The 12,501-nt window shown below is 53.7% G+C and carries 23 protein-coding genes and 2 pseudogenes; 24 read left to right on the plus strand and 1 reads right to left on the minus strand.

What is annotated here, in order from left to right:
- Nucleotides 1–8 precede the first annotated feature (8 nt).
- Nucleotides 9–236, minus strand: coding sequence for a helix-turn-helix domain-containing protein (locus tag G0034_RS14555; protein ID WP_045348771.1), 228 nt, complete (start codon nucleotides 234–236; stop codon nucleotides 9–11).
- 111 nt (nucleotides 237–347) lie between these two features.
- On the opposite strand from G0034_RS14555, the gene G0034_RS14560 reads away from it, so the two are divergent.
- From G0034_RS14560 to G0034_RS14675, 24 genes and pseudogenes are all read left to right on the plus strand, one after another.
- Nucleotides 348–1,052 (plus strand): XRE family transcriptional regulator, encoded by a 705-nt coding sequence (locus G0034_RS14560; protein WP_047345900.1) that lies wholly within the window; start codon nucleotides 348–350, stop codon nucleotides 1,050–1,052.
- Nucleotides 1,053–1,088: 36 nt separating this feature from the next.
- Nucleotides 1,089–1,574: a lipoprotein gene (locus G0034_RS14565; RefSeq protein WP_179121021.1), complete on the plus strand. Its 486-nt coding sequence runs from the start codon at nucleotides 1,089–1,091 to the stop codon at nucleotides 1,572–1,574.
- Between the two features lie 1,218 nt (nucleotides 1,575–2,792).
- Nucleotides 2,793–2,990 (plus strand): DUF1482 family protein, encoded by a 198-nt coding sequence (locus G0034_RS14570; RefSeq protein ID WP_047361862.1) that lies wholly within the window; start codon nucleotides 2,793–2,795, stop codon nucleotides 2,988–2,990.
- A gap of 72 nt (nucleotides 2,991–3,062) precedes the next feature.
- Complete coding sequence (gene gamL / locus G0034_RS14575; RefSeq protein ID WP_022651075.1) at nucleotides 3,063–3,347, plus strand: host nuclease inhibitor GamL; 285 nt, start codon at nucleotides 3,063–3,065, stop codon at nucleotides 3,345–3,347.
- 11 nt (nucleotides 3,348–3,358) lie between these two features.
- Nucleotides 3,359–3,592 (plus strand): hypothetical protein, encoded by a 234-nt coding sequence (locus G0034_RS14580; protein WP_023328770.1) that lies wholly within the window; start codon nucleotides 3,359–3,361, stop codon nucleotides 3,590–3,592.
- Nucleotides 3,589–3,787 (plus strand): annotated as a pseudogene (locus G0034_RS14585) (hypothetical protein). The gene G0034_RS14580 and the pseudogene G0034_RS14585 overlap by 4 nt, the downstream one beginning before the upstream one ends.
- The gene (locus tag G0034_RS14590; protein ID WP_162184608.1) at nucleotides 3,784–4,092 is read left to right on the plus strand and encodes a hypothetical protein; all 309 of its coding nucleotides are present in this window, start codon (nucleotides 3,784–3,786) and stop codon (nucleotides 4,090–4,092) included. Before G0034_RS14585 ends, G0034_RS14590 begins: the two are co-directional and overlap by 4 nt.
- A complete protein-coding gene (locus tag G0034_RS14595) occupies nucleotides 4,089–4,712 on the plus strand; it encodes a lambda exonuclease family protein (RefSeq protein WP_108444070.1) in 624 nt (207 codons plus the stop codon). The genes G0034_RS14590 and G0034_RS14595 overlap by 4 nt, the downstream gene beginning before the upstream one ends.
- Nucleotides 4,709–5,137, plus strand: coding sequence for a regulator (locus tag G0034_RS14600; RefSeq protein ID WP_179121022.1), 429 nt, complete (start codon nucleotides 4,709–4,711; stop codon nucleotides 5,135–5,137). The genes G0034_RS14595 and G0034_RS14600 overlap by 4 nt, the downstream gene beginning before the upstream one ends.
- A complete protein-coding gene (locus tag G0034_RS14605; RefSeq protein WP_044856901.1) occupies nucleotides 5,134–5,286 on the plus strand; it encodes a DUF1317 family protein in 153 nt (50 codons plus the stop codon). The genes G0034_RS14600 and G0034_RS14605 overlap by 4 nt, the downstream gene beginning before the upstream one ends.
- Nucleotides 5,283–6,344 carry a DGQHR domain-containing protein gene (locus G0034_RS14610; RefSeq protein WP_179121023.1) on the plus strand — a complete coding sequence of 354 codons (1,062 nt, stop codon included), beginning with the start codon at nucleotides 5,283–5,285 and terminating at the stop codon, nucleotides 6,342–6,344. The genes G0034_RS14605 and G0034_RS14610 overlap by 4 nt, the downstream gene beginning before the upstream one ends.
- Nucleotides 6,345–6,346: 2 nt before the next feature.
- Nucleotides 6,347–6,811, plus strand: a complete 465-nt coding sequence (locus G0034_RS14615; protein WP_179121024.1) for a hypothetical protein — start codon at nucleotides 6,347–6,349, stop codon at nucleotides 6,809–6,811.
- Complete coding sequence (locus tag G0034_RS14620) at nucleotides 6,808–7,542, plus strand: DNA cytosine methyltransferase (protein WP_179121025.1); 735 nt, start codon at nucleotides 6,808–6,810, stop codon at nucleotides 7,540–7,542. The genes G0034_RS14615 and G0034_RS14620 overlap by 4 nt, the downstream gene beginning before the upstream one ends.
- Before the next feature lie 10 nt (nucleotides 7,543–7,552).
- Nucleotides 7,553–8,104 carry a phage N-6-adenine-methyltransferase gene (locus G0034_RS14625; RefSeq protein WP_179121026.1) on the plus strand — a complete coding sequence of 184 codons (552 nt, stop codon included), beginning with the start codon at nucleotides 7,553–7,555 and terminating at the stop codon, nucleotides 8,102–8,104.
- Nucleotides 8,101–8,319 (plus strand): hypothetical protein, encoded by a 219-nt coding sequence (locus tag G0034_RS14630; RefSeq protein ID WP_023300422.1) that lies wholly within the window; start codon nucleotides 8,101–8,103, stop codon nucleotides 8,317–8,319. Before G0034_RS14625 ends, G0034_RS14630 begins: the two co-directional genes overlap by 4 nt.
- Nucleotides 8,316–8,927: a hypothetical protein gene (locus G0034_RS14635; RefSeq protein ID WP_179121027.1), complete on the plus strand. Its 612-nt coding sequence runs from the start codon at nucleotides 8,316–8,318 to the stop codon at nucleotides 8,925–8,927. Before G0034_RS14630 ends, G0034_RS14635 begins: the two co-directional genes overlap by 4 nt.
- Nucleotides 8,924–9,115, plus strand: a complete 192-nt coding sequence (locus G0034_RS14640; RefSeq protein ID WP_148400007.1) for a DUF1382 family protein — start codon at nucleotides 8,924–8,926, stop codon at nucleotides 9,113–9,115. The genes G0034_RS14635 and G0034_RS14640 overlap by 4 nt, the downstream gene beginning before the upstream one ends.
- A gap of 91 nt (nucleotides 9,116–9,206) precedes the next feature.
- Nucleotides 9,207–9,428 (plus strand): TraR/DksA family transcriptional regulator, encoded by a 222-nt coding sequence (locus G0034_RS14645; RefSeq protein ID WP_179121028.1) that lies wholly within the window; start codon nucleotides 9,207–9,209, stop codon nucleotides 9,426–9,428.
- An 11-nt stretch (nucleotides 9,429–9,439) separates the two neighbouring features.
- Nucleotides 9,440–10,045 (plus strand): annotated as a pseudogene (locus G0034_RS14650) (hypothetical protein).
- Nucleotides 10,023–10,262, plus strand: a complete 240-nt coding sequence (locus G0034_RS14655; RefSeq protein ID WP_129318017.1) for a DUF4222 domain-containing protein — start codon at nucleotides 10,023–10,025, stop codon at nucleotides 10,260–10,262. The pseudogene G0034_RS14650 and the gene G0034_RS14655 overlap by 23 nt, the downstream one beginning before the upstream one ends.
- An 8-nt stretch (nucleotides 10,263–10,270) precedes the next feature.
- Nucleotides 10,271–10,501 (plus strand): hypothetical protein, encoded by a 231-nt coding sequence (locus tag G0034_RS14660; RefSeq protein WP_023306352.1) that lies wholly within the window; start codon nucleotides 10,271–10,273, stop codon nucleotides 10,499–10,501.
- A 191-nt stretch (nucleotides 10,502–10,692) separates the two neighbouring features.
- Nucleotides 10,693–10,893: a hypothetical protein gene (locus G0034_RS14665; protein WP_047748000.1), complete on the plus strand. Its 201-nt coding sequence runs from the start codon at nucleotides 10,693–10,695 to the stop codon at nucleotides 10,891–10,893.
- Between the two features lie 8 nt (nucleotides 10,894–10,901).
- Nucleotides 10,902–11,147 (plus strand): excisionase family protein, encoded by a 246-nt coding sequence (locus G0034_RS14670; RefSeq protein WP_179121029.1) that lies wholly within the window; start codon nucleotides 10,902–10,904, stop codon nucleotides 11,145–11,147.
- A 45-nt stretch (nucleotides 11,148–11,192) separates the two neighbouring features.
- A complete protein-coding gene (locus G0034_RS14675; RefSeq protein WP_179121030.1) occupies nucleotides 11,193–12,488 on the plus strand; it encodes a tyrosine-type recombinase/integrase in 1,296 nt (431 codons plus the stop codon).
- The last annotated feature ends 13 nt before the right edge of the window (nucleotides 12,489–12,501 follow it).

Raw genomic sequence — 12,501 nt, forward strand, 5'->3', positions numbered from 1 at the left:
AGCCGCCGTTAAGCGGCTGTGTTATTCGCCCCAAGCAACTGGGCGAGATCTGGACGGATATCCGCCGGTTTGAGCTTGCCGTTGGTTGCAGTGACAATCTTCATTACGTAGCGGGCATCAATGCCGCCACCGTGCAACCAGCGCCATACCGTCGGCTGCGCTACGCCGCACAGGTCGGCTAATTTCTTCTGGCTACCAGCGATATCAATGGCGCGCTGGATGGTTTTGTTCGTCATTTTCCAATTCCTATGAGTATTGGTGTGAATTGATAATAGCAATGCGTATTGATTTAGGCAATAGCTAAACGTGTTTTGACCATCAATACGCAAGCGTATAAATTTAAACTCATGAAAAAAGAAACTCTTGCAGAACGCCTGAATCAGGCAATGGAACTATCTGGCATGTCTCAGGGCGCTCTGGCTAAGGCGTCTGGCGTCGCTCAGCCAACTATCTGGCGGCTGACCAGCGGCAATGCCCGCGGCTCAACTAAAATCGTTGAGATTGCCAATGCGCTTGGCGTTCGCTCTGAGTGGCTTTCAACCGGAGTTGGGCCGATGCGTGACGATGGTCAAATGCCCGCGATTTCGCAGCCAAAAACAGAGCTGGCGCCTACTGACACATTCCGCATTGAAGCGCTAGACTTTTACGTGAGCGCTGGGCCAGGAGCCATCAACAGCGAGTTCGTAGAGGTGCTTAGATCCGTGGAATATTCAGTCGAAGACGCTCGCCGGATGTTTAATGGCAGGAAGGCTGAGCAGATCAGAATCATCAATGTTCGCGGAGACAGCATGTCCGGGACCATTGAACCAGGTGACTTACTGTTCGTCGACATCAGCGTCCAGCACTTTGATGGTGATGGGATCTACGCCTTCATATACGACGACACATCTCACGTGAAGCGCCTTCAGAAGATGAAGGATAAGCTACTTGTCATTTCAGACAACCAGACTTACCGTCCATGGGATCCTATTGAAAAAGAAGAAATGAACAGGATACTGGTGTTCGGAAAAGTGATAGGCAGCATGCCTCAAACATATAGAAAACACGGTTAACTTTTAGCCTAACGGCTTTTCACAGCAAGGATCATCATGAAAAAGCTCTTTATTGCAGCGACTGCAGCTGCGCTTCTCTCTGGGTGTGTGTCCATTCCTAAACCAGTAAATCTTCCGCCGTTCCCACAGGCAGAGTATGACAAGTTGAAACTGGATGGCTCCGAGAAGCTGACTGGCCAGGCCTTCCTTAAGACAATGGGCGGAGACGTGAAAGTGGCAGCTGGCAGTCAGGTTATCCTGATGCCAAAAACCTCTTATACCGATTTCCAGTTCGCCACCTGCATGGGGCTTACCCGCTGTGACAAAGAAGATATGCGCGCAGCGAAATATGAGAAAATCACTATTGCTGATGCCCAGGGTAAGTTTGAGTTCGATAACATTGCGCCTGGCGAATATTACGTCCAGACCAGCGTTACTTGGATGCGCCCATCCACGTACGGCCTGGTAACTGAAGGCGGTGCGCTGATGTCAGCAGCCTCAGTAAAAGCAGGCCAAAACAATACCGTAATGGTTACCCGGTAACCTTCACATTCCTGAAGAACCCAGCCATAGTGCTGGGTTTTTTATTGGCCGCAGCCAGTCCATTCGTTACAGCTACACTCGCCGCAGTAAAAAAACGATCTGAATCCCAACCTTTCTAAAAAATATCAAAATAAATTCCTTTAGCTATCAACACATTAATAGCAATTGCTATTATTTAATATCAATACGTATTGCTATAAACAATACTCATCGCTATTATCAATCCATCGAAACGAAACATCGACAGCTGAGCGAAGTTAGCCAGCGGCGGACAGCAAGTCGCCTGCTTTTTAACAACATGCAGATTTACAGCGTCAATGACCTGTTAAGACCCCTACACGTAAACGTGCTGTATCACCGGGTGCGATCCGGTCGGTGAGAGAGTATCCCCGCGCGAGAGCGAGAACGGCGTGAGAACGGGCAACACTGGCAGGGAGTTGGCGCTGACCAATACAGGGAATGTTTTGGGATTGGATGAATGCGCAGGCTGATGCGCACCGAGATCGCAACGTAAGCCGCTATGCGCAGTGATAGATGGTATGCGCGGTGTATACCGCACAAGGTCTGGTTAGTGCCATCCAGAAAGCAGGAAGAAGTCAGCACCTGCCATCCAATCGCCAAAGCATTTCGAAAGTTCCTGGCTAGCCGCTGCCACCCTTTTCGACGCGGCACACCTTATCGGAGGAATTATGTAACAGGTAACAGTGACGACTGAAAACCAAAATCGAGGAATAACTTAAAGCTCCAAACAGGAAGAACATGCAAAGCCTGCTCATCCTGTCCCTATTGCTAACGGTATGGCTTAGCCGTAACGCTAGCACGCAGCGAGAACCTTCAGAAAGCAAGCAGATCGCTATCTCAACCAGCTTAATGCGCTCAAGTGTCGCAGAGGCACATCATTTCAGGTGATGGGTTGTGGGGACATATAAATCTGATTTAAGCCCGGTCGCCCATGCCGATTCATGGGCAGTTATACCTCTGTCGCTTCACAGAGGCGGCTTAGTTATGGCAACCGGCGGCCATCCACCGCCCATTAGCGCAGAAGTCTTGTTTAACGTTCCGTTCGCCGCGATAAGGCCAAGAGGAAATCATGGTAAACCAGCAGCAGATCAGAGAGGCCCAACGGCTCGCGTCGTTCGCGGTGCTCCATCGCAATGCTCCGGCGTGGGAAGAAGCTAAGCGCCTTTACGCCGTCGCCATCGGGAGGACTCTTCACTGATGGAAACTTTATTCGCACTCGTCCTGACTGTGGCAATGACCAACAGTGATTACCAGGACGTCATTCTCGGCGTTTACGACAGCGCGCAGGAATGCAGCCAAGCAGCAACAGAGCAGAAAGTAACAGCAGAATGCTGGCCAGTAGAAAGCATCCTCCGCAACGGCGAGTTCTCGGCGAAATCCATCGCGCAGCAGTAACCACCCTATTCAACCGATCGGCCTGGCATTACGCGGGCGGGATCTGCACATCCAAATTTCAGGAGTTCAGCCATGAACGCATACCTCACTTACGATCGCATAGAAGATCGACGCTGGGTTGAGCAGCAGCTCACTGACGAGAAAGAGAAGTGGATCGACGACCGGGCGCAGCAAATCATCGACATGATGCCAAAAGAGCCGTCCGGCCTCTTCCACTTCTCGGTCCCGATTGACTCCAGCCCATACGAAGGACTTCGCAGCGATAAAGCTGGCGAAGCCTACAACGATTTCATTTCGGCAGTTGCTTACGCCCAGGCGGAATACGACTGGGAACACCGTACCGGCTGCCCGTTTTAAGGAGAGAGTTAATGGCCCGCAGAAATTTACTTCACAAATCGAAATTAGCCGACTTTAAGGAGTGGCTCTCGATGAACGGAATTCAGTGGAGAGATGGGAAAGGTAGTTACCAGGTGATCCAGGTGAATACGGGATGCGGCTGGACACCGATTTATGACAGCAGCAAAGAGCGACGCGAGCATTTCACCATTCAGGATGCTCTCAGGCCTTTGGTAAACAGATTCATCAGAGAGGCTGCAAAATGACAGATTCAAAAACTCATTACCGCAAGGCATTTGACTCCCCTTACCTTAGCAGCGCCGACATCGTTGAGCCAACAGTGCTGACGATCGCCCGGGCGACGTTAGAAAACGACAAAACAAAAAAATCTAAAGACGTTTTTAACACCGCCTATTTTGAAGAGCGCGAGCTGCGTCCCGGCGAAAAGCTCAAGCCGATGATTCTGAATGCCACCAACAGCAAGATGCTGAAAAGCATTACCGGATCCCCCTTCCTTGAGGATTGGGTTGGCGTGAAGGTAACGGTTTACGTCGATAAAAATGTCCGGTTCGGAAAGGAATCGGTTGAAGGCCTCCGCTTAAGCCCGGCGCGCGTTACAAAGCCGGTACTTTCTCCGGAAAAAACACAGGCATGGAATAACGCTAAGGCCGCCTTCAAGCGCGATGGCAACCTTGATGCAGTGCTGGCGAGAATGGACATTTCTCCAGAACATCGCCGCCAGCTTGAACAGGAGTGTTCATCATGATCTGGCACGACGTCGAGCAAAATGGTGAAGAGTGGGACGCTCTTCGCCTGGGTAAGGCCACCGCGTCAAACTTCGGCCTGATCATGGCTAACGATGGAAAGGCGTTTGGAGAACCAGCCAAGCGTTATGCCCTTCAGTTGGCTCTTGAGCAGATTAAGGGATGCAAGTCTGAGTTCGGCTTCTCAAACGAACACATGGAACGTGGGCACGAGCAGGAGCCAATTGCCCGCATGCTCTACGAAGAGATGAACTTCGTCGACGTGGATAACGGCGGGTTCTTTGATCACGTAACGTACGGTGACAGCCCCGACGGCCTCGTTGGCCAGGACGGGCTCGTTGAAATTAAGTCTGTCATTGCCGCCACTCACTACTCCACCCTCACCCGCGGCTCCTTCGATCCAGCATACAGATGGCAACTGGTCGGTCACCTTGATTGCTCTGGCAGGGATTGGGTGGACTTCATCAGCTACTGCTCAGACTTCCCGGAAGGTAAACAGCTCATCGTCTATCGCCTTACGGCTGCTGAATGTGAAACAGAAATAGCCCGGCTTCGCGCTCGCCGAAAAGACTTCCTCGAACTTGTTGCGGACACGAAGCGCCGCATCCTGGAGCTCGAATGAAACGCACACCATTTTACCGCAGGCCCGGGCGAACCGGGCAATTCTCCGGTCTCCGTGAACGCGTTATCTGGATGATTCAGACGCGCGGCCGCCCGGTAACCGGCAGCGAAATCGCCGAGAAGTTTGGCGTAACGCTCATTGAGTTTAACCGGGTCGCCAACGGCATCACCCGCGGCTCCGGACAGATAGCTCAGATCGTTAAGTCGGAAAAGTGGATCAACGAGGACGGCATCTGCGACCGGACTTTCGACCTGGTAACGAAGCCAAAGGTCATTACGCCTCAGGGTAAATCGCGGCTGTTCACCCGGCGTGCCATAGAGCAGTCGCAGGAAGGTAGGCGGCAGGAATGCATCGAACGTGCCGCCCGCCGTCGCCGCCTTATTGCTCAGGGCCTCTACATCGACGAAATGGAGTCCATCCTATGACTCACGCTCACGACGACATCAAGGTAGGCACTCTGTGCCTTCCCTTCATTGGTAACGGCTGGCTAATGCCATGGGGTGAAGTGGTCAGCAATCCATTAAAGGCGCAGCGGCTCGCTGAGGAATATCGGGAAAGGCAGGAGGCGGCATGAGTAAAGTAGGCGATTATTTCTTTGAGTTCCCGGCGTCGCGCGGCACGCAGGGCGGAACGGTAACTTACATGATAACGGCCCCTGCTCGCGCGCTGACGCGCATACTTGCCTCCGACAATCACGGCAGCACGCTCGAGCGTTCTCAACGCGAAATTAACCAGGCGCGCGTGAAGAAGTTTTACCAGTACCTCGTCAATGCCTACCAAAATAAAGAGCCCTTCATCGTCCCGCCGCTGGTCGGCAACTGCGACGCTGATATTGAGTTTGAAGAGTTCGGTAATACGAATGTGGGCGTCGCGCGTTTCCCGATGGATGCGGTGATCAAGCTGTTCGACGGCCAGCACCGCGCCGCCGGGTTAGCTGAGTTCTGCCGGACTTACGGAGAGCCGATCAGCATCCCGTTGATGCTGACACATAATCTCCCACTGAAGGCACGCCAGCAGTTCTTCTCCGATATAAATAACAACGTCTCGAAACCTTCCGCTGCGATCAACATGGCCTATGACGGGCGTAATGATGTGGCCCAGGGGATGGTGACGTTCCTGTCTCAGCATGACACCTTCGCAGAGGTGACAGACTTCGAGCACAACATCGTTCCGGCGAAAAGTAAGTTGTGGGTGAGCTTCAAGGCGCTTAGCGACGCGACGGCCAAGTTTGCCAGCGCGGGCAATAAGCCGCTGGAAATGGGTGACATCGAATCCATCTGGGAGGCCTGGTTGGCCCTGACGCAGATCGAAGCGATTCGCCACGGCACAAGCCAGGCAGACTACAAGCGCGACTACATTCAGTTCCACGCAGTGATGATTAACGCCTTCGGCTATGCCGTTCAGCGGCTGATGGCTGACCACTCAATCGTCGATATCGTCCAGATGATTGAGGATCTGGAGAGCTGTGCGGGCTCCTCTGAGATGGAAGACTTCTTCCTGATTTCACGCTGGGGTGGAATCTGTGTGAATACCGAAAAAGACCGGCCAACGATCATTGCCTCCGTTCCGGCGCAGAAATCGGCTGCTGAGCGGCTCGTCAAAGTTATCCTGGCGAAAAGCCTTGAGGAGTAGTTATGACAATGCAGATGCACTCAATGCCCTGGCCTGAATCTCAGGCCATTTTTTTGTCGAAAACTTATCTGTACATGGATATGGATGATCTGTGCGCAACGTTACAGCGCACCAAAGCGTCTATCCAGATGAAAGCCAGCAGCATGGGCCTTTATCGTTGTGGGAAATTAACAATCGACGATCTGCAATTGATTGAAGCCCTGCTTGATGCCGGTCTTGAGCATGCGTCTATCGCCAGAAAGTTCGAACTCACCGAGCCTCAGCTAATGAGGGTTCTGGAAACAGAATCCTTTCATTGCGATATCTGCGCCACGTTCTCCGCCTCTATGCGTTCCTCTTACTGGAAATTCGACGGAGAGCCGCAAAGGACTTATAGCTGCTGTCCGGCGTGTTGCCGGGCGATGGTTGAAAGCTTTAGCGCAGGACACGACGGGCCGTTGCTGGCACGCAGACGGGAGGCGGCATGAATGAGCTGGCTCTTTTCGCAGGCGCTGGCGGAGGAATACTCGGAGGACACCTCCTTGGCTGGCGAACAGTTTGCGCAGTTGAACGTGATGCCTACGCAGCGCAAGTTCTCGCGCAACGACAAAACGATCGAATTCTCCGACCTTTCCCGATTTGGTCTGACGTGCGTAGTTTTGACGGAAAGCCATGGCGAGGAATTGTTGACGTCATTTCTGGCGGGTTTCCCTGCCAGGACATCAGCGCAAATGGTAATGGCGCCGGCATCAACGGACATCGTTCCGGACTGTGGACAGAAATGGCGAGAATCGTCAGTGAAGTACGACCTATATTCGTCTGCGTGGAAAATTCGCCGCGACTCAGGGGAAAAGGTCTTGCCGTGGTCATCGGTGGCCTTACCGAAATGGGGTATGGCTGCGAGTGGTTTCGTGTTTCAGCATCGAACTGCGGCGCGCCCCATGAAAGAGACAGGATGTGGATTGTGGCCTACAGCGAAGGCAACGATCCGCGGCGACTGTCCAAGCGAGCGGCTGCGCAGGACTCCAGACTTACCGAGTGCGATAAAGATGCGTCCATTGCCGGATGGGTCGCAGCCACTCCAGGATGGACAGCTGAGCCCGGAATGGGTCGAGTGGTTCATGGGATGGCCCATAGGGTGGACCGAATTAAAGCCCTTGGCAATGGACAGGTTCCTCGAGTGGCAGCGGCAGCATTCTCCATCCTCAAAAATTCATAGTGAGGTGAAGATGGATTACGTATACGAAACAAAAACACCAGCGGATCAGCGCGACCTTTGGCGAACTCCACCAGCCCTCTTCGCTGCATTGGATGCTGAGTTCTGCTTTCAGTTGGATGCCGCCGCAGCGTCGCATAACGCGCTATGCCGCGAGTTCATTACAGCCGAGCAGAACACACTGGAAACGCCCTGGGCTGATTATCTGAGCATTCCCGGATACGTATGGCTGAACCCGCCATACAGCGACATCACGCCATTCGTGAAGAAGGCCGCAGCCGAGAGCGCCAATCAGATCGGCACGGTCATGCTGGTACCGGCAGACACTTCCGTAGGCTGGTTTAAAGAGGCTATCCAGACCGCCAGCGAGGTTCGCTTTATAACTGCCGGGCGGCTGGCATTTATCAACCCGGTCACCGGTAAGCCGGTAAGCGGCAACAACAAAGGGTCGATGCTCATCATCTGGCGACCGTACCCGCGTACACACTGCCACTTCGCAACTGTGGACCGGGACGAGCTAATGGCTTTCGGGGCGAAACTTCTCGCCCGCAGGGAGGCCGCATGACGCCAGAAACAGACAACGCCATCCGCGCCGCCTGCCGCCGCTGCACCGAGGAAATCCAGCAGGCCATGCGCAAGAAGCCAAAGCCTAACTGGAACGAAACGGTGCCTCCCATCATCAACAAGCATCACAAGAAAATTGAAGCTCTGGGAGTTAGCCTTCTGGAGTTCGTCGTCAAAACTGGCCGCCTTAACGGGCGGTTTGGAGCCGAACAATGAATATGAAAACTGAAAAAATCGTGATGATGGACAGCGACGAAGCGGCCAGCATCCAGACTGTAACTGGTTGGGTAGACCGCCAAGGTCGTTTCTGGGGCGGTGACGAGCACCAGGCGCGTTGGTGCGGCGCCACTCATCGTAAGTGCAAAAACAAACCTGAAGAGCACCCCATTCATAGCACTAATGGCTATTGCGAAGTATGCCACCGCGAAAGCCGCCAGGCTAAGTTCGCCACCTTTGAGCGCGTGGTATGGGCGGGAGAGCCGCTCGTTATCTTTGATGATGACCAGTACTTTTTCGACGCTGAATCGCTGGCTGATTATTGCTGTGAGCACTCCCTGCTGCCTAGCGAGTTGCAGTTAATGATTTGCGAGCCTAACTACCCTCCGGAGTTCGACCTGGAACAGCACTGCGAAGAGATAATGCCTGATGGTGATGACTATTACTGCTTGCCGCAAGCTGTGTGTGATGCTGCTGAGGCGCTGAATAAGGCGCTGAAAGAAAGTGCTCCAGTATCGTGGAGCGCAAGTAACCGAGTGGCGATCGTCTCAGACGACATGCTCAACGATGAGCAGAAGGCCGAAATTATGGCGGAGCGCGCCGCATGAACCGAGCCTCGCCCGTTGATTTGAGGAAAAGCCTCGAGATTGCAAATAACCTCGCACACATCGGGATTCGCTTTGTGCCGATCCCGGTGGCGACCGATGAAGAGTTCCAGACTCTGGCCGCCGAGTTATCGCGACGGCTTGAGCAGATGGCTGTCGAAGCCGAGAAGAATGATGGCGGTGCAGCATGACGGCACTAATCACCCAGGAGCTTAAAGCTCCTTTTTTATTGCTGGCGTTCACCTTCAACCGAATTAATCGACAGTTCCGGGAGCATTGACCATGGCCGACATCATCGATACCGCAGCAGAGATAGAAGAGCTTCAGCGTAACGCTGCCCTTTCCGCTCACCGTCTGAACCGTAACGCCGTATCAGCTGAGCATTGCGCAGAGTGCGGGGAAGACATCCCGGCGCCTCGGCGCGCTGCCGTACCCGGCTGCCAGACGTGCGCTGAGTGCCAGAGTGTTATCGAATTGAGGAATAAGCAGAGGGGTATCCAGTGAAAGAGCGTGGAATGATTTTTAACGCCGAGATGGTGCGCGCCATTCTCGATGGCCGGAAGACGCAGACGCGGAGGATTATGAAGGTTCAGCCAGACACTCCAGAGTTTGGCGTGCGACGCATCATTGAGTCTTCGATATCCAAAGAGATCGGAATGTATTTCTGGTCTCAGGAAGATGCCCGGGGTATTAAATCACGCTCAAAGCAGTTTTCTTGCCCATACGGTGACGTCGGAGATCATATCTGGGTGCGCGAAACATTCAGCGCGGTTCCGGACCATGACTAGCCCACTGGTTGTTCAGCTCTTCTTTATGCGTCAGACGGCAACGGCCCGTATGGTAAATGGACGCCTTCGATTCACATGCCGCGCTGGGCGAGTCGTCTAACGCTGGAGATTACCGGCGTGCGTGTTGAGCGACTTAGAGATCTGAGTGAGGACGATGCAAAGTCTGAAGGCATCACGCCGCCTTCTGGCGGAGTTCTTCCCGGCTGGGAATATCGCATTAACTTCCGTGACCTTTGGATGAGCATCTACGGTGCCGATAACTGGGAGGCTAACCCATGGGTCTGGGTAATCGAATTTAAGGTGGTGCCCAATGTTCAGGATAATCCAGCCTAATACCTGGTATGCCGATCCCCACGGCGCGCCCTGCAAAATCCTGCGCGCTACCCACGAAGTAATCCACTACATCCGCAACGGTCGCACTTGCATCGCCAGCATGGGCCGCTTTAACCAGGATTTCGAACCGCTGACCAAAGCACAGGCTGAGCGGATCGCCGAAGAAATCGAAACAGCAGAACATCTGAAGAAGCTGCGCGCCCAGCGCGCGGCGTAAGGAGAACTATGAGCACCATTCAGGACATCAGAAACCAGCTATCAACTCTGGTCACAGAGGCGCACAAAGTGGCGTGCTCCCTCGATATTGGTGATGAGCGAACCGAGGCTTTCGAGCTATACGAAGCACTTCGTCGACTTCAGCGACAGGGTGCAGCCGGAGAGATTCTCTCAGCAACTAACCCACTTCTCGCCTCGCCATATTACGACGAGGACTGGGACGAAGATGAAGACGGCTGACGCAACTTATAGCCAGTTATGAGCTGGCTATTGGGTGCGAAAGCACTGCCACGTAATCCCTTTTGCCCGGCCCCGCGCCGGGCTTCTTTTTGGGAGTTAACCATGCAATCAAATCCCATGACCTGGCTCATCGCCGCACTTATGGCGCTGGGCGCTCTCATATCATTTCTTCACGAACCGGAAGGTGTGCAATGGCTGCTTTTAATGTGGGCGCAATAGTCCAGAAGAAAACCGGCGGACTGACGGGGATAGTCGAAAGCCTGCTGGAGCCGGAAAACGATAAGCCGCGGGTTTATGTCGCATGGGACGGCGGCACTTATCAGATTCATTACGAATACGAATTACGCGCGGCCACGCCAGACCAGCCGCAGTTCTATAAAACGATGTCATAGGAGCGACCATGAGCGAAATGATCTTAATCGTGCCCAACGACTGGGTAACCGAAGAAAAGCTCGTCGAAATTACCGGCCTGCGCCCGGGCACTATTGAGCGGGCCCGTAAAAATTGCTGGATGGTCGGTCGGGAATATCTGCATGTTTCCCCGGACGGCGTGCCGAAGAAAAACAGCGAATGCATGTACAACCGCAAGGCTGTCGACCAGTGGGTTGAGAGCATGTCAAAGAAACAGCCGGGTGCGCGCCAATGAAGATCCGTTTATGCTTAGCGGGCTCTTGGACGTCAGGAGGGAATAATGGCTAAGTCAGCATACCCAACAGGCGTGGAGAATCATGGCGGCACGCTCCGCATATGGTTCATCTATAAAGGCAGCCGGGTGCGTGAAAGCCTCGGCGTGCCGGATACACCAAAAAACAGAAAGGTCGCTGGCGAGTTGCGCGCGTCGGTGTGCTTTTCGATAAAGACTGGCAACTTCAACTATGCCGCTCAGTTCCCGGACTCACCGAACCTTAGAAAGTTTGGGGTGGAGAGCAAGGAGATCACCGTGCTGGAGCTGGCGAATAAGTGGCTGGAACTGAAACGCATGGAGATCAGCACCAACGCTATGTCACGCTATTCATCTATAGCGCGCAACATGGTGCCAAGGATCGGAGGTGACAGGCTGGTATCTGCAGTAACGCAGGAAGACCTGCTGTTTATCAGAAAGGAATTGCTGACCGGTTATCACACCCTGAAAGCTGGGCAGAAAACGCCGGTTAAAGGCCGCTCGGTCAGAACGGTCAACAACTACATGAAGATAATGGGCGGGATGTTTAAGTTTGCTGCTGACAGCGGGTATGTCAGGGTGAACCCGTTCACCGGGATCGCCATGCTTAAGCGGTCGCGCTGCGAACCTGACCCGCTGACGCGTGAGGAGTTTGTCAGGATGATTAACGCCTGCGCTCACCAGCAGCTGAAAAACATGTGGTCTCTGGCTGTGTACACCGGAGTTCGCCACGGCGAACTTGTGTCGCTGGCCTGGGAAGATATCGACCTGAAAGCGGGCACGATGATGATCCGCCGGAACCACACGTTAACGAAGGAATTCACACTTCCGAAAACGGAGGCAGGAACGGACCGCATCATTAACCTCATTCAGCCAGCGATCGACGTGCTGAAGAGCCAGGCCGAATTAACACGCCTGGGTAAGCAGTATCAGGTCGAGGTGAAACTGCGCGAGTATGGCCGTACTGATGTGCATCCGTGCACGTTCGTGTTCAACCCGCAGATCGCATCACGTAATGGCCGTGCCGGGCATCATTACGCAGTGGGGTCGATTAACCAGTCGTGGGAAGCGGCAATGCGACGCGCCGGGATTCGCTATCGCAGAGCATATCAGTCCCGACACACGTATGCATGCTGGTCGTTAGCTGCCGGTGCAAACCCGAACTTCATCGCGAAGCAAATGGGCCACACCGACGCGCAAATGGTTTACCGGGTGTACGGATCCTGGATGGCTGAAAATAACCAGGACCAGGTACTCATCCTCAACCAGAAATTGAGTGAGTTTGCCCCATCCATGCCCCACACCGTGGGATCGGATGGTTATTAATTATAAATATCAT

Origin of the sequence: Enterobacter sp. T2 (genome assembly GCF_010692925.1) — a bacterium.
GTDB lineage: Bacteria > Pseudomonadota > Gammaproteobacteria > Enterobacterales > Enterobacteriaceae > Enterobacter > Enterobacter kobei.

What these genes read in the sequence shown, in the direction of transcription:
- G0034_RS14560 (WP_047345900.1), top strand. Translation starts at nt 348, where the DNA reads ATGAAAAAAGAAACTCTTGCAGAACGCCTGAATCAGGCAATGGAACTA.
- G0034_RS14665 (WP_047748000.1), top strand. Translation starts at nt 10,693, where the DNA reads ATGGCTGCTTTTAATGTGGGCGCAATAGTCCAGAAGAAAACCGGCGGA.
- gamL (WP_022651075.1), top strand. Translation starts at nt 3,063, where the DNA reads ATGAACGCATACCTCACTTACGATCGCATAGAAGATCGACGCTGGGTT.
- G0034_RS14660 (WP_023306352.1), top strand. Translation starts at nt 10,271, where the DNA reads ATGAGCACCATTCAGGACATCAGAAACCAGCTATCAACTCTGGTCACA.
- G0034_RS14605 (WP_044856901.1), top strand. Translation starts at nt 5,134, where the DNA reads ATGACTCACGCTCACGACGACATCAAGGTAGGCACTCTGTGCCTTCCC.
- G0034_RS14640 (WP_148400007.1), top strand. Translation starts at nt 8,924, where the DNA reads ATGAACCGAGCCTCGCCCGTTGATTTGAGGAAAAGCCTCGAGATTGCA.
- G0034_RS14635 (WP_179121027.1), top strand. Translation starts at nt 8,316, where the DNA reads ATGAATATGAAAACTGAAAAAATCGTGATGATGGACAGCGACGAAGCG.
- G0034_RS14630 (WP_023300422.1), top strand. Translation starts at nt 8,101, where the DNA reads ATGACGCCAGAAACAGACAACGCCATCCGCGCCGCCTGCCGCCGCTGC.
- G0034_RS14610 (WP_179121023.1), top strand. Translation starts at nt 5,283, where the DNA reads ATGAGTAAAGTAGGCGATTATTTCTTTGAGTTCCCGGCGTCGCGCGGC.
- G0034_RS14620 (WP_179121025.1), top strand. Translation starts at nt 6,808, where the DNA reads ATGAATGAGCTGGCTCTTTTCGCAGGCGCTGGCGGAGGAATACTCGGA.
- G0034_RS14580 (WP_023328770.1), top strand. Translation starts at nt 3,359, where the DNA reads ATGGCCCGCAGAAATTTACTTCACAAATCGAAATTAGCCGACTTTAAG.
- G0034_RS14565 (WP_179121021.1), top strand. Translation starts at nt 1,089, where the DNA reads ATGAAAAAGCTCTTTATTGCAGCGACTGCAGCTGCGCTTCTCTCTGGG.
- G0034_RS14600 (WP_179121022.1), top strand. Translation starts at nt 4,709, where the DNA reads ATGAAACGCACACCATTTTACCGCAGGCCCGGGCGAACCGGGCAATTC.
- G0034_RS14655 (WP_129318017.1), top strand. Translation starts at nt 10,023, where the DNA reads ATGTTCAGGATAATCCAGCCTAATACCTGGTATGCCGATCCCCACGGC.
- G0034_RS14615 (WP_179121024.1), top strand. Translation starts at nt 6,347, where the DNA reads ATGACAATGCAGATGCACTCAATGCCCTGGCCTGAATCTCAGGCCATT.
- G0034_RS14675 (WP_179121030.1), top strand. Translation starts at nt 11,193, where the DNA reads ATGGCTAAGTCAGCATACCCAACAGGCGTGGAGAATCATGGCGGCACG.
- G0034_RS14625 (WP_179121026.1), top strand. Translation starts at nt 7,553, where the DNA reads ATGGATTACGTATACGAAACAAAAACACCAGCGGATCAGCGCGACCTT.
- G0034_RS14595 (WP_108444070.1), top strand. Translation starts at nt 4,089, where the DNA reads ATGATCTGGCACGACGTCGAGCAAAATGGTGAAGAGTGGGACGCTCTT.
- G0034_RS14555 (WP_045348771.1), bottom strand. Translation starts at nt 236, where the DNA reads ATGACGAACAAAACCATCCAGCGCGCCATTGATATCGCTGGTAGCCAG.
- G0034_RS14570 (WP_047361862.1), top strand. Translation starts at nt 2,793, where the DNA reads ATGGAAACTTTATTCGCACTCGTCCTGACTGTGGCAATGACCAACAGT.
- G0034_RS14670 (WP_179121029.1), top strand. Translation starts at nt 10,902, where the DNA reads ATGAGCGAAATGATCTTAATCGTGCCCAACGACTGGGTAACCGAAGAA.
- G0034_RS14590 (WP_162184608.1), top strand. Translation starts at nt 3,784, where the DNA reads ATGATTCTGAATGCCACCAACAGCAAGATGCTGAAAAGCATTACCGGA.
- G0034_RS14645 (WP_179121028.1), top strand. Translation starts at nt 9,207, where the DNA reads ATGGCCGACATCATCGATACCGCAGCAGAGATAGAAGAGCTTCAGCGT.